The following is an 18,710-nucleotide window of genomic DNA, read 5'->3' on the forward strand; positions in this document are numbered from 1 at the left end:
CAGGGGAATGAAAAATAAGGACCAACAGTTATTGGAGGATCGAAAACAGCTCAATCGTTATGGCTATGCCCAAGAATTGCTGCGTGACATGGGTGGTTTTTCAAATTTTGCCATTTCTTTTTCTATCATTTCAATTTTAACCGGTGCCGTATCGCTTTATGGTCATGGCTTACTCTATGGCGGCCCAGGGATGATGGGATTTGGATGGACAATCGTCGCTTTTTTCGTCCTTCTCATCGCCGCTTCCCTTTCAGAGCTGGCATCAGCCATTCCCACTGCAGGTGCCCTATATCATTGGGCCGCTGCCTTAAAAGGAACAAGGATTGGCTGGTACACTGCATGGATTAACTTAATTGGTCAAATTGGCATTGTTGCCGGAATTGATTACTCTGTAGCCTTATTCGCCGATCCGCTCCTGGCAGGAATCTTCGACTATTCTTCTACCGATACTACCACTCTAATTGTCTTTGGCGCTGTTCTCCTTTTACACGGAATCCTCAATCATGTAGGGATCAAAATCGTTGCAAAACTTAATGATTTTTCTGCCTGGTACCATATGATTGTGGTCGCCATTTTGGTAGTCAGCCTGGCCTTTTTTACAAAAAATGGCTTGCAGCCAATTGATTATTTGTTTAAAGTCGGGCAAACCTTTTCTGATAAACCCTATTTTCTCGCTTTCTTAATTGGATTATTGCAAGCACAATGGACGTTTACAGGCTACGATGCATCTGCTCATACGATTGAGGAAACGGTCCATCCGCGGGTTCGCGCCCCATGGGGGATTTTTAACTCGGTTGCCTTTTCGTTCGTATTTGGTTTTATCATGCTTTCCTTCGTGACGCTTTCCATCCATGATGCAAGCGGTGCGGTCAACTCTGATAATGCCTTTATTTATGTCATCAGCCAGGCATTAGGCGGTACGTTTGGTAACGTCGTCCTTTGGCTCGTCACCTTCGCCATGTTTTTTTGCGGCTTATCTTCCATCACGTCGTTTTCACGGATGATGTATGCTTTCTCGAGAGACAATGGAATGCCTTTGAGCCGCCACTGGGCAGAAATCAGCCGCAAGTTCCGCACTCCGGCAAAAGCCATTTGGCTTTCGGTTATTCTTTCCTTCGTCTTAGCATTGATAGACTATATCACAAAGCTGATTAACCCAGATGTCGGGTACTCCACGATTGCCTTTTTAACTGCGGTTAGTGTGGTGGGGTTATATGTCGCCTATGGAATCCCGATTTATTTAAAGCTTAGAGCAGAGTCAAAGGGAATCTTCTTACCAAAGCATTACGGGCCTTGGAGCCTTGGAAAATGGAGCAAGCCGATTAATATTATCAGCTTGATTTGGATCGTGTTTATTTGCGTCATCATGGTCATTCCGCCAAATCAAATGGCGGCATACGCGCTTGGAGGAATGTTTGTTCTACTACTAATTATGGATTTTGGTTATTATAAAAAGAACTTTAAAGGCCCTCAGGCAGCTCTTGAAAAATCAATCGATGAGATTAGAAGATTGGAAGATGAATTTGAACGTGAAAATGATTAAATCCAATGTAAAAAGTGCCCTTTAAAATGGAGGGCACTTTTAATTACAGTCACAGTCAACCCTTCGCTTGCACCTTCAATGAGCATCCTTCTATTGGTTTTGTTTCCCGATGTGTTACTATAAAACCAACCTAAGATAAATGAGGTGTAGAACTTGGAAATTGAGGTATGGTCTGATTATGTATGTCCATTTTGTTATATTGGAAAGCGTAGATTAGAAGAGGCGCTTGCCCAGTTTCCACATAAAGAGCAGGTTGAGGTAGAATTTAAAAGCTTCGAGCTTGATCCGAATTCTCCGATTAATAGCGGTCAAAATATTCATGAGGTCCTTGCTAAAAAATATGGAATGAGTATTGAGCAGGCGAAGCAGGCAAATCGAAACGTTGGTCAGCAGGCAGCAACGGTTAGTTTGACCTTCAATTTTGATGAAATGAAGCCGACAAACACATTTGATGCACATCGGTTAGCGAAATTTGCTAAAGCAAAAGGGAAAGAAGCGACAGTATCGGAAAAACTTCTTCAAGCTTATTTCACTGATTCAAAGCATATTGGAGAGCATGAAACCTTAGTAGAAATTGCAGTTGAGGCAGGCCTTGATCGTCAAGAAGTCCTGAACGTATTAGCGGATAAAAACTCATTTGCACAGGATGTAAGATTTGACGAGTCCTTAGCTCAGCAATATGGAGTTCGTGGGGTTCCTTATTTTGTTCTTAATCAAAAATATGCTATTTCTGGAGCCCAGCCTATTGAAACCTTTAAGGGTGCGCTACTAAAGGTATGGGAGGAAGAATCAGCTTCACCGGTGCTGCAGGATTTGTCAACAGATGCCGCTGTAAGCTGTGAAGATGGCAGCTGTGCCCTTCCTGAAAAATAATATAAATAAAGATGGGAAAGGGGTCCTTGGCTCCTTTCCCTTTTTTACCAGAACAGTTTCGGTATCTTATCTTCTACAGTTTCTTTGTCTGAAATAATTCTGATTATTACTTCTATCCCAGCATTTTTTTATCTCGCAATTACGGTAGCAAGTAGTGTGGCATCTTTTTCTAGATGTACAGCGTCTAGATGTACGGCGTCTAGATGTACAACGTCTTGATGTGTTTCTCCTTGAAGTATTGCGACGGGAAGTGTTCATACTTGAAGTGTTTCTTCTTGAAGTATTTCTTCTTGAAGTATTTCTTCTTGAAGTATTTCTTCTTGAAGTATTTCTACTTGAAGTATTTCTTCTTGAAGTATTTCTTCTTGAAGTGTTTCTCCTTGAAGTATTTCTCCTTGAAGTATTTCGGTTTCTAGAAGTTCTTCTGCGTGAAGTGCCGCGATTATGTCCAGGGTCTCTGAACATGAAATCCCACAACCCGCCTCGTCTGGCCTCGTCTGCAGCATTTTGAATATCATCTGAAGTAAATTCGCTCATCTTTGCACCTCCTTTTAAAATAGAAAAGGGAGTACGAAAACTGATTGACAGTGTTTGTCTATAAAACTCACTCTTCTTTTTACAATTTACGTATGAAAGTGTGCTTTTGTTTGGGACAAACGCCTAACATAGGAAAAAATGCACTCATGGCGTGACATCTACCTACTTTTATTCATACGAATAATGGAGGGAGGTGAAGATCATGGACGAGGGAGCTAATATTCCGCAATATAAGCTTTTCATTAACCCTTTTGATTTAAAGGAGCTTAAACGAGACATTTGGATTGATGACCCAATTCCGGCACAATTAAAGGTAGATGGAAAAAGGCTGGAAATTGATATAAGCTACCGTGGGTCTCATATCCGTGATTTTTCGAAAAAGTCATATCAAATTTCTTTCTATAAACCAAATATGTTTAAAGGTTCAAAACAAATCCATTTAAATGCAGAGTACAAGGACCCATCGATAATACGGAACAAGTTGTCTTTTGACTTTTTTTCGGAGCTTGGGGTTCTCTCGCCACAATCCCAGCATGTATTATTAACACTTAATGGAAAATTTGAGGGGGTTTATTTAGAAATTGAATCAGTGGATCAGCATTTTTTAAAACGTAGAAACCTCCCAACAGGGAGCATTTTCTATGCAGTTGATGGTGATGCCAATTTTTCCTTGATGAGTGATTTGGATAAGGAAATAAAAAAATCATTGGAACTAGGCTATGAAAGAAAATTTGGGCCGGCGACTGAAGATTTCTTTTTGCAGGAATTCATCATTAAGATTAATACCATACCTGTTCCGGAATTTGAAAAGGAAATTCCGAAATACGTGGATGTCGATAAATACCTACGCTGGATTGCCGGCATTATCTTTACTGCTAACTATGACGGGTTTGTTCATAATTATGCTCTTTACAGAAATCGTGAAACAAAGTTATTTGAAGTCATTCCTTGGGATTACGATGCAACATGGGGGAGGGATGTGAACGGAAAAGTGATGGAGGCAAATTATGTGCCGATTGAAGGCTTTAACACCTTGACAGCAAGATTGTTAAATGTGGAAAGTTTTCGGAGAAAATATCGAAATCTGCTAGAGGACATTATGAAAAAACAGTTTACATTAGAATTTATGATTCCAAGAGCAGAAAAACTCCTCCAATTAATTCGCCCCTATGTACTGCAAGACCCATATAAAAAACAAAACATAGACCAATTCGATCAAGAACTAGAGGTCATTTCCAACTATATTAAAGAAAGAAGAAATTATTTACAGAGAAAACTAGCAAAATTAAATTAGGTTGTCAGGTGCCTTTGTGAAAAATTCACTAAGTCACCTGACAACCTGTTGTTAATTATTGGACATTATTTTGAAAAGTAAAATCTGGTTTTATGCCTAATTTATTTTTACTAACCACTTCATTTTGTTTCTTCTTTTTAAAGGTCATTCCTAGTGAATTGATGTCCAAGGATGCTTCAATTTCTTTCTTAATCATATTAATAATCATGATTAGGAGAAAATAACAAGTGAGTGGGATGAGCACAACCCATGGGGACATGAAAAACTCTCGATAATTTTGACCAATTAGGCCAGCCTATTCTTTGGATATTGAATTTAAGAGGGGCAGTCCCCGAACTTCCTCCTTTGAAACACCACCCAAGTAAACCTGGAAGGCTCCAAGATACATGATCAACAATAAGGTATTAAGCAGTTGCTGGATAGCCATCAAAAATCCGTATGAAGTCAAGAACGGCTTCAAATGGGTCCTCAATACATGAAAATGACTGGCCCCCATTAAATAGGAGCATTGAATATAGGTTTTTCCTTTCATTTCATTGATAATGTCTGAGGTCATAATTAGAACAGATGGAACGCCCATAATAACTAAAATGATAATTTGATAAAATAATATACTATAAACCGAATCTTCTATATATGTAGTGGATACAGGAAGCATAAGAACTAGAGCGATGATAATCGGTGGAACTAAATTGAACACTAACAGAAAATCCTTTAGGATAGGTAGAATTCGTTTCAGCCAAAAGGAAAAAATAATCCCTAATGCTCCCCCTATCAATACGCGGATAAAGGTCACTCCAAAGGCAGATAGTAAAGTAAATTTAGCTCCGTAAATCATCATGAGAAGAATATCTGCCCCGTTTCGGTCTGAGCCTAAAAGGTAATGGGAGGAGGGCGGAATTGGCGGTACCCCTATCAAATTTCCCTTTTTGTCATATAAGTACATAACTTTATTAAAATCTTCAGGTCCATAAAGCGGGTAAAGCAAGCTAAGGATGAACACCATCCCGAGAACGGATAAGCCGATAATCGTCTTTTTGTATTTAAGAGTTTTCATACGCTGACCTTTTCCTTTCTTTTCCTCAACTTGATAACTAAGTAAGCAATTAGATTGGCAATGATAATGGGTACGGCAAATTAAAGGAAACCAAGAATAAAAGTTTCTGCTCTTTGGCCATAAATGGAGCGCAGCACCTCTGCAAAACCATGAATATTAAACAAGTATTCTACTACGATAATATTTGATAACAAGAACCAAATGATTGTCCGTAAATGAATCAATACTAATGGAAAAATATTACGAATAATATGTTTAACATAGATGACGCTTTTAGGAAGCCCTTTAGCCCTCAAGAATAAAACATAATCCTGCTGCTCCTCGCCGGCCATTTCTTTTAAAAGGAACTGTATTAAAAAAATGGCAGGAACAAAAATCGAAATGACTATAGACATGAAATAGGGTTCTGTATGATTTCCGCCATATAACTGAAAAAGTTTACATCGAAGGTCTTATAAATATAAATGACCATATATTGAAGCAGAAAAATAATTAGGAGGTCTGGAGCGGTAATCGTGAAATCAATAAAATTGCTTATTTGTTTTCGAAATGTATGAGGAAGCAACATAATCGCGGTAGCCGCAAGAATTCCGATAAACACGACTAATAGTAGAGAAATCGATAAGATGGTCATCGTATAGGCATACTTCTCCATACCTTCACCTTTAAAATAATTAAATATGTAAGAATAGTCATCATAGTGCAAAAACAAGGCTAAGTTGTCTAGGACATAGTACTTATACGAGCTGAAATGAACTTCAACCCCTTTATTGCTGGAATTGAAAACAAAAAGGATCGGTATATTTACTACGCATACAAAGCCCGCTAATATAGCGATCAGTCTCACAGGGGAATACAATATTTTTTTAATCATGCGCTCCATTCCCTTCCATAAACACTGTTCAATATTTTGCCGGAAATAGAAATAAAAGGTTTCTTCTATAAAAGAAAAAATTTTCTGAAACATCTTTTGTCAAATTTACGTCTATTTATTGCGGAACTTGAAGAAATTTGTAAAAAAATAAATGCGAAACAGACTAAGACAGGCAATTGACACCCTATTAGAAGGGAAGGGGAAACAATGCTTAGAAATGTAATTGTTGTAACAGATGATGAAGACAGTGTAAAACAGGCGATTAGAGAAATTTTGCGGGCAAAGCATAAAGGACATGAGTATGCCCTTGATTTAACACGAATTAAAGATAGGGATAGAAAAAGAGAGATTATGAAAAGATTAACTCGATATTAAATCGAAAGGTGAAACTAAATGGATTTTAATATTGTAACTCAGCTTTCTAACGATCAATTGTTCCAGTTAGAAAGACTATTTCAGTTAGAATGGTGGACAAAAGGACGAGAACTTTCCGATATTAAGCGGATGGTTGAACATTCAGACTTCATTGTAGGATATATTGATCCAGAGACAGATGAGTTAATTGCTTTTGCGCGTGTATTAACAGACTATGTCTATAAGGCGATGATTTTTGATGTTATAGTAAAGGAAGCCTATCGAGGAAGAGAACTAGGTTGTGCTATAATAAATACTATTCTAATAGAACATTCTCTAAAAGATGTAAAGCATTTCGAATTATATTGCCGCCCAGAAATGGTCCCTTTTTATCATAAATGGGGATTTTCAGAAAAATTGGGCGACCTTACTTTTATGAGATTAATAAATAAATAGATAATTAAGGGAGAGATTTATGGAAAGTCTTCCATGTCAAGGCTGCAGAGGTCTATGCTGCGGCCCTGTGCCAGTCACTTCAAAGGAATTAAAAAGAATTAAAACAAAGATCAAAACGATGCCAGCTAAATTACGTCTACAGCTTCAAAATCAAAAAAGATTTTATGGAACATGTATTTTCTATGACCTTGATAAAGATAGATGTGGCATTCATGCAGCTCGGCCAGAAACTTGCCGGAAGTTTGGCTATTATAAACATCTCGTTTGTTTCAGGAATCCAGCAGCAGCAACAAAAGAACCAGAACCATTTACAGAAGAATTTGTCGGAATGCTTAGTGTCGATTTTACCTGGAAAGATTTTAGTTAAAAGCTGTTTTCGCAAAAATTGCTGTTTTTCAAACAGGATTACTGATAAGTTTAAAATCAAGAGCACCTCATTCGGACACAATAGCCATCGTTTACTCGATGGGTGCCTCATTTAATCTATTATTAACAAATAATTTCCGATTGAAGGAAATAAATGCCTTATCTCGAATTGAATTAATGTAAGAATATTCTAACAGAAGGAAGGCGAATTCATGTCACTAGATCCACAAACAAAATTAGTTTTAGATCAGTTAGCTGCTGCCGGAGCACCTCCTATGGAAACTTTAACTCCTGAGCAAGCAAGACAAGCGTTTTTATTGCCACAGGCTGAGTTAGAGGAAGTAGGTAAAATAGAAGATCGGACAATCCCTGGTCCAGTGACGGATATTCCTGTTCGAGTCTATTATCCTAAGGAAAGTCAAACTAACTATCCCGCACTTGTCTTTTATCATGGCGGCGGTTGGGTTATCGGAAACATTGAAACTCATGATAATGTATGCCGGGCATTAACGAATCTAGCCAATTGTGTGACTATTTCAGTCGATTATCGTCTAGCTCCTGAGCATAAATTCCCTGCTGCAGTGGAAGATTCGTATGCGGCAGTTCAGTATGTTTTCGAAAATGCAGAAGCTTTTCAAGTTGACCGTTCCCGGATTGCAGTTGGTGGTGATAGTGCCGGTGGAAATTTGGCGGCAGTCGTTGCAAATCTGGCCAAGGATAATAACCAACCAGCTATATGCTTCCAACTATTAATCTATCCAAGTACAAACGTTGGAGGAGAACCAACTGTTTCTATGAGGGAAAATGCAGAAGGATATTTCTTAACAAAAGGAACGATGGAATGGTTTAGGGCTTGTTATTTAAATAGTGAAGAAGATAAGCATAACCCGCTTTTATCGCCAATTCTGTATGAAGATTTTAAAGACCTTCCTCCAGCACTTGTGATTACCGCTGAATTTGATCCTCTCAGAGATGAGGGTGAGGAATACGCGAAAAAGCTTGGTGAAGCCGGTGTGGAAGTGGAATGTGTTCGCTACGACGGAACAATCCATGGATTTGTCAGCATGGCTGCGGTGATAGAGCAAGGAAAACGTGCCCTTGAAAAATCAGGGAGCACCCTAAAGAAAGCGTTTAATACAAAATAGATCCAAATAAGGACCGCCTTATCCTCAGGTGGTCTTTTTTGGGTACTTAAAGTTCAGGAAACGAAGGTCCCTTTTATTTAGTTGAGGGACCTTTTTGTTTAAGTTAATGAATAAAAATATTACGAATTTTATGTAAAAATGGTAAACTAATAAAAAATCTTTTTAATAGGTGAGGAACAATATGATTAAAGCCATTTTTTTTGATTTAGATGATACCCTTTTATGGGATCAAAAAAGTATAAAGGAGGCTTTTGCTGCCACCTGTAAAGTAGCTCAGGAAAAGCATGGTCTTGACCCGATTCAATTTGAAGAAGCCGTACGCGAGGCCGCTAGAAATCTTTACTCGTCCTATGAGTTCTATTCTTTTACCCAAATGATTGGTATCAATCCCTTTGAAGGATTATGGGGCAATTTTTTAGATGACCAGGATGAGTTTAAAAAAATGAAAGAAACGGTTCCTGCCTATCGCAAGAATGCCTGGACATTGGGATTAAAGGCAATGGGGATAGAGGACCCTGATTTTGGCCATGAGTTAGCAGAGCGATTCCCTCAAGAGCGCCGGAACCTGCCATTTGTGTATGAAGAAACCTTTAAAATATTAGATGATTTAAAAGATAATTACCAGCTTCTTCTGTTAACCAACGGATCACCGGATTTGCAAAATACTAAACTTGCGATAACGCCAGAACTTGTTCCTTATTTTGACCAAATTGTAATTTCTGGAGATTTTGGAAGAGGCAAGCCGGATCCAGCCATTTTTGAACATGCATTGGAACGAATGTCCTTACATAAGGAGGAAGCTATCATGGTTGGGGATAACCTGATGACAGACATTCTCGGTGCCAATCGAGCCGGAATAAAATCCGTGTGGATTAACCGCCACAAAAAGGAGCGGAATGAAGTGATTCCTTCTTATGAAATAAAGCACCTTGAAGAACTTTATTCAATTTTGGAGGAGTTAAAAAAATAAATGCTGAAATGGCGGGAGGCAAATGAGGTATTTAAGACTGAAACTGGATAATACGAAGTTTATGATGACTCATTTAGCCCCTCATGAATCTGATCCCTTGGCACATGACCATGGTGACGATTATCAAATTACCATGCCCATTTTAGGGACACCTTTTTTAGAACTTGAGCAAAAATTAAATTCATTGAATAAAAGCAATCGGATTATTACCATTCCTGGTGAAAAGCATTTCCACTTCACTGGTGAAGAGGAGAGCCGAATTTTATTAATTAATATTAATAGGCACTTTCTTGATCAGGTGGTGTCCTCCCGTTTAAACAAAGAGTTTGGCGGAATTGGCTTCAAACATTTTGGCGAGGGCTCTTCTGAAAAATTAATTAAAATTGCGGATGACCTCATTAGATTGAATCTCTTAGGGAATTCAGATCCTGTCAGGACAGAGGAACTAGAATGGGAATTAGCGGAGACTTTTTTAGGTATCCAAAAAGGCTCCCATAGCAAATAATGGAAAAGGGAAGTGACCCTTGGATTCCATCCTTTAATTAAGAGAGCTGTTGATTATATTGAGGAAAATTATCAATCTGAAATTTCACTAGAGGTTTTAGCAGCCGAATCAAGTCTCAGTAAGTATTATTTGATTCGTTCTTTTAAAGAGGTGATGGATTGTACGCCGGCCAAATATGTGACGGATACTAGGCTGAAGCGGGCAGTTGAATTATTGCTGGCCACGAGCCTTGATATTACCACGATTGGTTTTGAAGTCGGATTTGGCAGCCTTCATACTTTTGAAAGGATATTCAAGAAAAAATATGGCGTGACGATTTCAGATTTTCGTAAGAAAAATAAAAACTTAAACGGAAACCATTGCAAAATACGCAATGGTTTTTTCATGTTCAAAAGTTGCTGGAAGGAATAAAGCAATTTTGACAGAGAAGCTTCTTAATTCCTTTGATAAATTCAATGTATCAACTAATTAGGAAGTGTGAACGACATATGAAATCATTGACTAAATTTCACCCGGTAGCTTTGGGAATCATTTATGGGACCTTTTTAGCAAGAGCAGGCTTTTTTATGAGTCTTCCGTTTTTAGGGATTTATTTGCATGAGGTGAAAGGCTTTAACCCTGTTGTGACTGGCGCCATTTTGGCAGTAAGTTTTTTTGTTAGTACCTTTGCGAGTTTCATTGGAGGCGCAATGTCGGACCGAATCGGAAGATATCCGATTATGATATTCTCTATTTTTATTTGGGGAGGGGTATTTTCAGGGTTCGCTGCAGCAGAAGAGGTGTGGCATTTCCTTATTCTAAATGCCTTAAACGGTTTATGCCGAAGCATTTTTGAACCGACTGCACGAGCTATGCTAGTTGATGTTACGCCACAGGAAACAAGGGTCGAAGTATTCAACATCCGGTATTTTGCAATAAATCTAGGCGGAGCAATTGGACAGATTATAGGCTTGTTCATTGGCGGAGCACAAACTATGATTCCCTTTATGATAAGTGCAGGTATATATCTGGTATACGGGTTCCTAATTTTCATTTGGAGCCGTAAATATCCGATTAAGGTAACGAGAGAAAAAGAAGAAAAAAATACCTTTGGTGAGAGCTTGAAGATTATTAGCAAGGATCGTGTTTTTCGATTTTTCCTGATGGGGAATATATTTGTAACTGGTGGCTATGCCCATCTTGATACGACTCTTTCTCAATATTTAGGCAGTGACAAAGCAAGTGTGTATACGATTTTGTTCACCACCAATGCATTGGCCATTCTTCTCCTGCAGTTTCCTATTATTAAAATGATGAAGAGGTATTCTTCCTTAACCGCATTAAAAGCAGGGTGTCTATTGTTTTCAATAGGGATATTGGGTTTTGGAATATCTGATTCACTAGTTTTGTTCATCGTTTCCATGATCCTTTTTTCTGTAGGAGAAATTCTTTGTTTTATTATTGGGGATGTGCTGATTAGTGAAATTGCACCCTCCAATTTAAGGGGAGCTTATTTCGGGGCTGCCGGTCTGCAATTTATCGGTCAAGGCGCTGCGGCATGGTTTGGCGGCTGGCTCCTCAATTATTTTGGGGTTGGAAGTGGTGCAATCGTGTTTGGCATATTAGCTTTATTCACTATCATAGCTTATCCATTTTTTCAATATGGGCAATATCTTTTAGGGAATAAACCATCCTACTTCAAAACTCAGCAAAACACTAATTAAAATACTTGATAAATTACTAAGTTTATACTATGATAGATTTTAGTTTAAAATCAACATATTGTTTTAGCTCTTAAAAATAAAACTATATATTGTGTTTGCCTTAAGTTGAGATGCCGGCAACGGCTTAATTGGGAATCTGGTGAAAATCCAGAACTGCCCCCGCAACTGTAAATGCTGACGAAATGAACAAACCACTGTATAAAAAAGCTTACTAAATTAGGCGGTTATATGGGAAGGGTTCAGAGTAGGGAGATGCATAAGTCAGGAGACCTGTCTTTCTTAAGATGTTTCAGCTTCTTCGGGGATTGAGAAGATGGAACGGTGGCAGCAGGGGGCCCTAATTTCTTTCCATTTTGCCCTTTTGTATTTGTTATCGTTTCATCCGCTCGAATTCACCCGAGCGGATTTTTTATTTTTAGGGGGAAGAGGACATGACTGTCAAAGTGAATAACGTATTGGAAACAATCCAACAAGCATCCAATAAATATCAACTGGATTTTACGGTGCTTAAAAATCAAATTGAGGAACTAGAGGAAAAGGAAGCAAACAAGCAGGCACTCAGCTATGCTGTTAATCAAATAGCCATGGACCAGCCGGATTGGAGCTTTGTGGCTGCCAGCTTATACCTAAATGAATTATATGAAAAAGCAGCTATAAACCGGGGATATGACCGTTCGTTAAAGTATGGCGATTTTTACAGCCTAATTCAACAATTAACCGATATCGGGATTTATTCTAGTGACTTACTAAACTTTTATAACAAAGTGGAAATTGCTGAATTAGCGAAAGAGATTAATCCGGACAAAGATAATTTATTTAATTACATAGGATTATTTTTACTAGCTGATCGTTATCTTGCGAAAGATCATCAGCAAAATGTATTTGAACTGCCGCAGGAGCGGTTCATGATTATTGCTATGACTATTATGAAGAATGAAAAAGTGTCTAAGCGGTTAGATTTTGTAAAGGAAGCATACTGGGCCTTAAGCAATTTATATATGACAGTAGCAACACCAACTTTAGCAAATGCCGGAAAAAGTTTCGGACAGCTTTCCTCTTGTTTTATCGATACAGTCGACGATTCTTTAGATAGCATTTATTTAAATAATTGGGATACTGCTCGTTTAAGTAAAGATGGCGGAGGAATTGGAATCTACTACGGAAAGGTCCGTGCGCTGGGATCTGATATCAAGAAATTTAAAGGAAACTCTTCAGGAGTTGTGCCGTGGATTAAGTTAGTGAATAATACGGCAGTCAGTGTGGATCAATTAGGTCAGCGCCAAGGTGCCATTGCTGTTTACTTAGATGTATTTCATAAAGATATCATGAATGGCTTTCTTGACTTGAAAACAAATAACGGAGATGAACGCCGTAAAGCACATGATATTTTCACTGGTGTAACCGTACCTGATCTTTTTATGAAAAAGTTGCAAGAGATAGACGAGAATGGGAGAAGCATTGGGGAATGGAATACCTTTTGCCCCCATCAAGTAAAGCAAATCATGGGATGGAAAGATGAGTCTGGGAATCCGCTGGGACTAGAAGATTTTTATGATGAATCAGACAGGAAATATTTTACTGAAAAATATAAAGAGGCCGTAAGGAACCCGCTTCTTCCGAGAAAAACCTACAGGGCCATGGACATAATGGCACGAATCATGGTTGCTCAATTAGAAACTGGTACCCCGTATATGTTTTATCGTGACGAGGTAAACAGGCAAAATCCCAATAAGCATTTGGCTGGTAAGGGCCGTACCTCCATCTATTGCAGCAATCTTTGTACAGAAATCACGCAAAATATGTCAGCCACAGCCATCATCAAAGAATACCTGAATGAAGATGGAAACATCGTCATTGTGCGTAAACCCGGCGATTTCGTTGTCTGCAATTTATCCTCTATAAATCTTGCAAAGGTTTTTCCGAAGAATGGTTTGGAGCGATTAATTCGGATTCAAGTCAGAATGTTAGACAACGTCATTGATTTAAATACCATATCTGTCGGACAGGCTCAGACAACGAATAAAAAATTCAGAGCAATAGGATTGGGTACGTTCGGATGGCACCATTTGCTTGCGTTAAAAGGGATTCATTGGGAGTCGGAGGAAGCAGTTGAATTTGCGGATGAATTATACGAGAATATTGCTTACTTAACGATCCGTACTTCGATGGATTTGGCAAAAGAGAAGGGGAGGTACTCTCAATTCAGTGGATCTGAGTGGCAGACAGGCAAGTATTTTGAACGGAAAAAGTATCAATCTGATAAATGGCAGGAATTAAAAAAAGCTGTTGCCAGAAACGGAATTCGAAATGGCTGGTTAATGGCCGTTGCCCCCAACTCCTCAACTGCAAAAATAGGAGGCTCTACGGATGGGATTGATCCGATTTATTCGGCTGAATATGCAGAGGAAAAGAAGAACTTTAAATTTAAGGTAACGGCACCAGACTTAAATCACCGGACTTATAACTATTATCGGCGGGCAAGACATGAATTGGACCAAGTTTGGAGTATTAAACAAAATGCTGCCCGGCAGCGCCACATCGACCAAGCAATTAGCTTTAATCTTTATGTACGTCATGATATTAAAGCAAAGGATTTGCTGCATCTCCACATGGAAGCTTGGAAACAGGGGCTAAAAACAACGTATTACGTAAGGAGCACCTCACAAACAGAAATTGAGGAATGTGAAGCTTGCCATAGCTGATTGGAGGATAAAAAATGAATATAAATTCACCATTAAAAAAAATAAAACTATTAAATCCAGAGTTTCCGAATAAATCAACGGGCATCATTAACGGGAAATCATCTGGTCTGCTTAATTGGAATGATATTGCCTACCCACAAATGTACGACTTGTATCAGACCCTTTTATCAAATTTTTGGAAGGCACAGGAGATTAATATGCAGGATGATATTAAGCAATGGGACCAGCTGAGTTCAACAGAACAAGATGTATTCTTGCGTATTAATACCCAGCTTGCCTCGTTAGACAGCTTGCAAACACCAACTATGACTCAAGTGATGGATTATGTAACCGATTCGAGTTTTAAAGCGATATTTGCCGTCATTGCTCAGCAGGAAGCTGTTCATAATGAATCTTATTCATATATTTTAAGTTCTTTGGTGCCTGTTACCGAACAAAAGGTGCGGTTTAATCAGGCAAAAAAGGATCCTATCGTTCAAAAACGGAATCAGCTTATTTTAGAAGCGTATGAACTCTTTAGAGAGAAACCAACTCCCCAGCATCTGTTTCAATTAGCAGTGAATTCTATTAATCTAGAAGGAATTTATTTTTATGCGGGTTTTGCCTTTTTCTATCATCTTGCCCGTCAGCAAAGAATGCTAAAAACGAGTACGATGATAAGTTATATCCAGAGGGATGAAATGCAGCATGCTTACTTTATCGCCCAGTTTATCCGGATTCTTTTAACTGAAAATCCAGATTTAAATAATTCTAATAATATTGAGTATGCTTATCATGCGATAGGACAAGCGGTTGAGCTTGAAAAAGAGTGGGCATCATACATCTTGCAGGATATAAAAGGGATTGATTTAAAGGAGTATGAATTTTACACGGAATACTTAGCAAATAAGCGCCTCCGGCAGATGGGGCTAGACAATTTATTCGCTGAACGGTCAAATCCAATGCCCTGGATTCATGTTTTTAGCGATGAGATGATGAATGGTACAAAATCTGACTTTTTTGAGCAAAAGTCAAGAACCTATGCGAAAGTGACCCAATCGAACGGTTTCGATGAACTATGAAAATAGCAATCGTTTATACTTCGAAGACAGGAAATACAGAAGAGTTAGTCTTTTTAATGAGGGAAATATTTCAAATGAAAAAGGTAGAATTATTACTTTATCGGCTGGAACAATTTCCTCTTCTTGATCTCATAAAATTTGATGGTATAGTGGTTGGAACCTATACTTGGGGGAGTGGAGAAATTCCTCCTGAATTGATGGATCTTTATCATGCTTTTGAAGCCCTAGATGTTAAGAGGGTGGTCACGGGAATCGTCGGCACAGGAGATAGCGGTTATCCCAATTTTTGCGGTGCAGTTGATCGATTTAAAAATATGCTTTTTGTTCAAACAAATTTAGCTGTTACCTTGAAGGTAGAGCTAAGCCCACAAACGTATGATGTTGAACGGTGTGAGAGATTTGTTAACATTTTTTTGGAACTTTTAAATAATCAAAATAAACATTGAAATAGGTTGTATTTCATTTATACAACCAGTTTCAGATTGATGACAGTTAGTGATAAATATCTCCTTTTTAACATCTCCACATTGTGTGGAGATGTTCTTTTATAAGAAAAAAACACGGAATTGTAATCCGTGTCTCCATTTTTATCCCAGTTTTACCGATGGTGCTCGACTGTTAAGATGAATTACAAAAGCTCCACCAAGAAGGAACAAGAATAAGGTGATGTATAAAGCGTTGTCCCCGCCAATTTTATAAAGCGATGATCCGAGCAGCGGCCCAATTGCGGCGCCTGTAAATCGAATAAAGTTATAGACGCCCATGGCCGTTCCTTTTTCATGTGAAAATAAATTAACAAGTGACGTTATTTGAGAAGGCAGGCTTATGCCAAGCAATACGCCAAAGCCCAGTAAAAATACGATTAAAGTGGGAATTGTTATGAGATTCCAATAAAGAAATGCCCAGAAAATTGAAACCACTAATCCGGTTCCGTATGCCGTATATACGAGAATCGCTGTATGTTTCAAATAAGTTTGAAGCCTTCCGCCAATTAACGTCCCAATCACAATCCCAGCTGTAAGCGGCATAAAAAACAGCCCTTTCCATACCAAAGGAACAGAAAATAGCTCATCAAGCAAACCTGGGATAAAAACTAGAAAAATATAATAGCCGTAGAACTGAGTGAAACCGAGCAGCAAAATGGAAAAAGCAGCGCGGTTAGTCACGATTCCCATAAAGGTTTGAAATGTGATTTTCTTCGGTGCAGTATCTTTCGGCAGTGTTTCTTTCAAGGTAAACCGATTGTATATGTACGCGAATAGGGCTCCAGCTGCAAGAAGTGCAAATGCCGAGTGCCATTCTGCATAAGCAGCAATAAAGCTCCCAACAACAGGGCCAAGAACGGGTCCGAGAAACACCATCGTCTGGTACACACTCATCGCCTTGCCGCGTTCAGAAGGGGGATAAATGTCTCCGATAACAGCCGCCGCTACCACTGAGCCGGTGGTGATGCCAAAAGCCTGAAGTGCTCTCCCAAAGAGGAATAAATAATAATTTTGCGCTAGGAAGCAAATTAGCGAACCGACCATAAAGATGAGTAGACCCGGCATGAGAGTTGCCTTTCGGCCGCGAGTATCCGACAAAGGACCAACCAAAAATTGATTACCAGCCATTACAAAGGTATAAAGGGAGATTGTCAAATTGACCATGAACTGGCTTGCTTGATAATAATGTCCCACCTCCGCAAGGCTCGGAGTATAAATGGTCTGAGTAAACGGCCCTAAAAAGGCAGCAATAGACAACCCAACCAAGATCTTACCGTTTTGTGATTTCATTTTTTACACTTCCTTAAATGCCTTTGTTATTTAATTTGTTCTTTTTCTAATATTCCCATGACGACATCCTGTATTGTCACATTACCCAGAGCTTTTTCTAAGGCCAGTTGAGCCACCGAAAAAAGGGGGGTAATGGTTTCCTGAATATTTCTTCCTACAGGACAATCAGGATTCGGGTTGTCATGCATCCCAAATAATTCTTGATCTTGTACAATATTGACGGCCTTATAAACATAAAGCAATGATATTTCAGATAATTCTTGTGCTGGCGCTGCGCCTGCTATTCCTGGACGTACTTTAACTAAGCCGGCGTTTTTCAACATTCCCATGATTTTTCTAATAACAACAGGATTGGTATTAACACTGCTTGCGATAAATTCGGAGGAATTTACACCATTTTTGTTTATTTCTAAAAGAGTTAATATGTGGATTCCAACAGCAAATCGACTACTGAGTGACATATAGTTCGCCTTCCTTTAAAAACTATTTCTACATACTCCCGTAACAAAGTCTGTTACATGTTAGTATATATCACAAATGGCCTCGTTAAAATAAAAATACTGTCAAAACAAAAAAACCATTAGTGAAAAAATCACTAATGGTTATGAAATCAACTTAATTGCACTAATAATAATAACCGTTGAAATAAGCGTTCGCAGTGGTTTAGTCGGCACTTTTGAAGATAAGGTACTTCCCACTAGAACACCAGGAATGGACCCAATTAGAAGATTCCCAACCAGCGTATAGTTTACACTACCTGCATTTGCATGAAGCAGCCCAGCCACCGTTACTAATAAAAAGGCATGAGCGATATCTGTACCAACTAATTCAGTTCCTTTCAATCGATAAAGAAACATCATCGCAAGGGCAAATAAAGAGCCTGAACCGATAGAAGTAAAGCCGACAATAAACCCAAATACGGCACCGATTAATATCGTTAATCCGCGTTTTTCTTCAATAGGTTTAAGCTGCCAGCGGTTGGGCCGGATTTTTTTATCAAAAAAGGTTTTAATCAGGATTGCTGTCGCTACCAATATTAGGACGTATCCCAGTGCATGTTTTATAATATGTTCCTGATTATGATAGGCAGATTCAAAATATTTTAGAATGGAGATCGCTATCACAGCACTAGGAATACTCCCTATTGCCAGATATAACATTAATTTGAAATTTATTGTTTTTTGTCTCCAGTGCTGTGCCACTCCAAACAATTTCGTAACGGCGTTATAAACCAAATCCGTCCCAACGGCAATAGAAGGTTGAATACCAACCATAATCAAAACAGGAGTGATCAGTGCAGCACCCCCGACACCTGTTAAACCGACTAAAAAACCAACCAATAATCCCATTAATGCAATACCCAATGTCATGGTTATCACTCCTTCTTCAACAATATCCGAGTAAATATATGTGAATTATAGAGTTTTATGAATCATTTGTAAATACTTTTCTGAATTTTTATTTTGATAAAAAAAACCCCACTCAAATTGAGTAG

At 38.6% G+C, this 18,710-nt stretch carries 22 protein-coding genes and 1 riboswitch; of the genes, 14 read left to right on the plus strand and 8 right to left on the minus strand.

What is annotated here, in order from left to right:
• Positions 1-7: 7 nt before the first annotated feature.
• Positions 8-1,543, plus strand: coding sequence for an amino acid permease (locus ACIFOT_RS20415; RefSeq protein WP_430067155.1), 1,536 nt, complete (start codon positions 8-10; stop codon positions 1,541-1,543).
• 153 nt (positions 1,544-1,696) lie between these two features.
• Positions 1,697-2,416 carry a DsbA family oxidoreductase gene (locus ACIFOT_RS20420; RefSeq protein WP_430067156.1) on the plus strand — a complete coding sequence of 240 codons (720 nt, stop codon included), beginning with the start codon at positions 1,697-1,699 and terminating at the stop codon, positions 2,414-2,416.
• A 66-nt stretch (positions 2,417-2,482) separates the two neighbouring features.
• Here the strand turns inward: ACIFOT_RS20420 and ACIFOT_RS20425 are convergent, their stop codons facing one another.
• Positions 2,483-2,953 (minus strand): CotG/ExsB N-terminal domain-containing protein, encoded by a 471-nt coding sequence (locus tag ACIFOT_RS20425; protein WP_430067157.1) that lies wholly within the window; start codon positions 2,951-2,953, stop codon positions 2,483-2,485.
• Positions 2,954-3,155: 202 nt separating this feature from the next.
• On the opposite strand from ACIFOT_RS20425, the gene ACIFOT_RS20430 reads away from it, so the two are divergent.
• Positions 3,156-4,247, plus strand: a complete 1,092-nt coding sequence (locus tag ACIFOT_RS20430; RefSeq protein WP_430067158.1) for a CotH kinase family protein — start codon at positions 3,156-3,158, stop codon at positions 4,245-4,247.
• A 55-nt stretch (positions 4,248-4,302) separates the two neighbouring features.
• Here ACIFOT_RS20430 and ACIFOT_RS20435 read toward each other — a convergent pair whose 3' ends face one another.
• The 4 genes from ACIFOT_RS20435 to ACIFOT_RS20450 all read right to left on the minus strand — a co-directional run bounded on the left by ACIFOT_RS20435 (position 4,303) and on the right by ACIFOT_RS20450 (position 6,178).
• Entirely contained in the window at positions 4,303-4,506 is a 204-nt protein-coding gene (locus ACIFOT_RS20435) for a hypothetical protein (protein WP_430067159.1), read from the minus strand.
• A 36-nt stretch (positions 4,507-4,542) separates the two neighbouring features.
• Positions 4,543-5,304: a hypothetical protein gene (locus ACIFOT_RS20440; RefSeq protein WP_430067160.1), complete on the minus strand. Its 762-nt coding sequence runs from the start codon at positions 5,302-5,304 to the stop codon at positions 4,543-4,545.
• An 80-nt stretch (positions 5,305-5,384) separates the two neighbouring features.
• Positions 5,385-5,699 carry an ABC transporter permease subunit gene (locus tag ACIFOT_RS20445; RefSeq protein ID WP_430067161.1) on the minus strand — a complete coding sequence of 105 codons (315 nt, stop codon included), beginning with the start codon at positions 5,697-5,699 and terminating at the stop codon, positions 5,385-5,387.
• Positions 5,690-6,178 carry a hypothetical protein gene (locus ACIFOT_RS20450; protein WP_430067162.1) on the minus strand — a complete coding sequence of 163 codons (489 nt, stop codon included), beginning with the start codon at positions 6,176-6,178 and terminating at the stop codon, positions 5,690-5,692. Before ACIFOT_RS20450 ends, ACIFOT_RS20445 begins: the two co-directional genes overlap by 10 nt.
• 207 nt (positions 6,179-6,385) lie before the next feature.
• Between ACIFOT_RS20450 and ACIFOT_RS20455 the strand changes: the two genes are divergently transcribed.
• The 11 genes from ACIFOT_RS20455 to ACIFOT_RS20505 all read left to right on the plus strand — a co-directional run bounded on the left by ACIFOT_RS20455 (position 6,386) and on the right by ACIFOT_RS20505 (position 15,886).
• The gene (locus ACIFOT_RS20455) at positions 6,386-6,553 is read left to right on the plus strand and encodes a hypothetical protein (protein ID WP_430067163.1); all 168 of its coding nucleotides are present in this window, start codon (positions 6,386-6,388) and stop codon (positions 6,551-6,553) included.
• 18 nt (positions 6,554-6,571) lie between these two features.
• On the plus strand, positions 6,572-6,988 hold the full coding sequence (locus tag ACIFOT_RS20460) for a GNAT family N-acetyltransferase (RefSeq protein WP_430067164.1): 417 nt from the start codon (positions 6,572-6,574) through the stop codon (positions 6,986-6,988).
• Positions 6,989-7,007: 19 nt separating this feature from the next.
• Complete coding sequence (locus ACIFOT_RS20465) at positions 7,008-7,355, plus strand: YkgJ family cysteine cluster protein (RefSeq protein ID WP_430067165.1); 348 nt, start codon at positions 7,008-7,010, stop codon at positions 7,353-7,355.
• Positions 7,356-7,566: 211 nt separating this feature from the next.
• Complete coding sequence (locus ACIFOT_RS20470) at positions 7,567-8,499, plus strand: alpha/beta hydrolase (protein WP_430067166.1); 933 nt, start codon at positions 7,567-7,569, stop codon at positions 8,497-8,499.
• 181 nt (positions 8,500-8,680) lie between these two features.
• A complete protein-coding gene (locus tag ACIFOT_RS20475) occupies positions 8,681-9,469 on the plus strand; it encodes an HAD family hydrolase (RefSeq protein WP_430067167.1) in 789 nt (262 codons plus the stop codon).
• Between the two features lie 22 nt (positions 9,470-9,491).
• Positions 9,492-9,974, plus strand: coding sequence for a hypothetical protein (locus tag ACIFOT_RS20480; RefSeq protein WP_430067168.1), 483 nt, complete (start codon positions 9,492-9,494; stop codon positions 9,972-9,974).
• Between the two features lie 12 nt (positions 9,975-9,986).
• Positions 9,987-10,385, plus strand: a complete 399-nt coding sequence (locus ACIFOT_RS20485; RefSeq protein WP_430067169.1) for a helix-turn-helix domain-containing protein — start codon at positions 9,987-9,989, stop codon at positions 10,383-10,385.
• 77 nt (positions 10,386-10,462) lie between these two features.
• Positions 10,463-11,677, plus strand: a complete 1,215-nt coding sequence (locus tag ACIFOT_RS20490) for an MDR family MFS transporter (protein ID WP_430067170.1) — start codon at positions 10,463-10,465, stop codon at positions 11,675-11,677.
• A gap of 91 nt (positions 11,678-11,768) precedes the next feature.
• Positions 11,769-11,968, plus strand: a riboswitch (cobalamin riboswitch).
• 140 nt (positions 11,969-12,108) lie between these two features.
• A complete protein-coding gene (locus ACIFOT_RS20495; protein WP_430067171.1) occupies positions 12,109-14,379 on the plus strand; it encodes a ribonucleoside-diphosphate reductase subunit alpha in 2,271 nt (756 codons plus the stop codon).
• A 14-nt stretch (positions 14,380-14,393) separates the two neighbouring features.
• Positions 14,394-15,440, plus strand: coding sequence for a ribonucleotide-diphosphate reductase subunit beta (locus tag ACIFOT_RS20500; RefSeq protein WP_430067172.1), 1,047 nt, complete (start codon positions 14,394-14,396; stop codon positions 15,438-15,440).
• A complete protein-coding gene (locus ACIFOT_RS20505) occupies positions 15,437-15,886 on the plus strand; it encodes a flavodoxin domain-containing protein (protein ID WP_430067173.1) in 450 nt (149 codons plus the stop codon). Before ACIFOT_RS20500 ends, ACIFOT_RS20505 begins: the two co-directional genes overlap by 4 nt.
• A gap of 141 nt (positions 15,887-16,027) precedes the next feature.
• On the opposite strand, the gene ACIFOT_RS20510 is transcribed toward ACIFOT_RS20505, so the two are convergent.
• From ACIFOT_RS20510 to ACIFOT_RS20520, 3 genes are all read right to left on the minus strand, one after another.
• The gene (locus ACIFOT_RS20510; protein ID WP_430067174.1) at positions 16,028-17,215 is read right to left on the minus strand and encodes an MFS transporter; all 1,188 of its coding nucleotides are present in this window, start codon (positions 17,213-17,215) and stop codon (positions 16,028-16,030) included.
• A gap of 26 nt (positions 17,216-17,241) precedes the next feature.
• The gene (locus ACIFOT_RS20515; RefSeq protein ID WP_430067175.1) at positions 17,242-17,676 is read right to left on the minus strand and encodes an Rrf2 family transcriptional regulator; all 435 of its coding nucleotides are present in this window, start codon (positions 17,674-17,676) and stop codon (positions 17,242-17,244) included.
• A gap of 141 nt (positions 17,677-17,817) precedes the next feature.
• A complete protein-coding gene (locus tag ACIFOT_RS20520; protein WP_430067176.1) occupies positions 17,818-18,585 on the minus strand; it encodes a sulfite exporter TauE/SafE family protein in 768 nt (255 codons plus the stop codon).
• Between the last annotated feature and the right edge of the window lie 125 nt (positions 18,586-18,710).

The sequence above is a fragment of the Neobacillus sp. NRS-1170 genome, assembly GCF_050468025.1.

Coding starts and splice junctions, on each gene's coding strand:
- ACIFOT_RS20415 (WP_430067155.1), top strand. CDS start 8: ATGAAAAATAAGGACCAACAGTTATTGGAGGATCGAAAACAGCTCAAT.
- ACIFOT_RS20425 (WP_430067157.1), bottom strand. CDS start 2,953: ATGAGCGAATTTACTTCAGATGATATTCAAAATGCTGCAGACGAGGCC.
- ACIFOT_RS20430 (WP_430067158.1), top strand. CDS start 3,156: ATGGACGAGGGAGCTAATATTCCGCAATATAAGCTTTTCATTAACCCT.
- ACIFOT_RS20435 (WP_430067159.1), bottom strand. CDS start 4,506: ATGTCCCCATGGGTTGTGCTCATCCCACTCACTTGTTATTTTCTCCTA.
- ACIFOT_RS20440 (WP_430067160.1), bottom strand. CDS start 5,304: ATGAAAACTCTTAAATACAAAAAGACGATTATCGGCTTATCCGTTCTC.
- ACIFOT_RS20445 (WP_430067161.1), bottom strand. CDS start 5,699: ATGTCTATAGTCATTTCGATTTTTGTTCCTGCCATTTTTTTAATACAG.
- ACIFOT_RS20450 (WP_430067162.1), bottom strand. CDS start 6,178: ATGATTAAAAAAATATTGTATTCCCCTGTGAGACTGATCGCTATATTA.
- ACIFOT_RS20455 (WP_430067163.1), top strand. CDS start 6,386: ATGCTTAGAAATGTAATTGTTGTAACAGATGATGAAGACAGTGTAAAA.
- ACIFOT_RS20460 (WP_430067164.1), top strand. CDS start 6,572: ATGGATTTTAATATTGTAACTCAGCTTTCTAACGATCAATTGTTCCAG.
- ACIFOT_RS20465 (WP_430067165.1), top strand. CDS start 7,008: ATGGAAAGTCTTCCATGTCAAGGCTGCAGAGGTCTATGCTGCGGCCCT.
- ACIFOT_RS20470 (WP_430067166.1), top strand. CDS start 7,567: ATGTCACTAGATCCACAAACAAAATTAGTTTTAGATCAGTTAGCTGCT.
- ACIFOT_RS20475 (WP_430067167.1), top strand. CDS start 8,681: ATGATTAAAGCCATTTTTTTTGATTTAGATGATACCCTTTTATGGGAT.
- ACIFOT_RS20480 (WP_430067168.1), top strand. CDS start 9,492: ATGAGGTATTTAAGACTGAAACTGGATAATACGAAGTTTATGATGACT.
- ACIFOT_RS20490 (WP_430067170.1), top strand. CDS start 10,463: ATGAAATCATTGACTAAATTTCACCCGGTAGCTTTGGGAATCATTTAT.
- ACIFOT_RS20495 (WP_430067171.1), top strand. CDS start 12,109: ATGACTGTCAAAGTGAATAACGTATTGGAAACAATCCAACAAGCATCC.
- ACIFOT_RS20500 (WP_430067172.1), top strand. CDS start 14,394: ATGAATATAAATTCACCATTAAAAAAAATAAAACTATTAAATCCAGAG.
- ACIFOT_RS20505 (WP_430067173.1), top strand. CDS start 15,437: ATGAAAATAGCAATCGTTTATACTTCGAAGACAGGAAATACAGAAGAG.
- ACIFOT_RS20510 (WP_430067174.1), bottom strand. CDS start 17,215: ATGAAATCACAAAACGGTAAGATCTTGGTTGGGTTGTCTATTGCTGCC.
- ACIFOT_RS20515 (WP_430067175.1), bottom strand. CDS start 17,676: ATGTCACTCAGTAGTCGATTTGCTGTTGGAATCCACATATTAACTCTT.
- ACIFOT_RS20520 (WP_430067176.1), bottom strand. CDS start 18,585: ATGACATTGGGTATTGCATTAATGGGATTATTGGTTGGTTTTTTAGTC.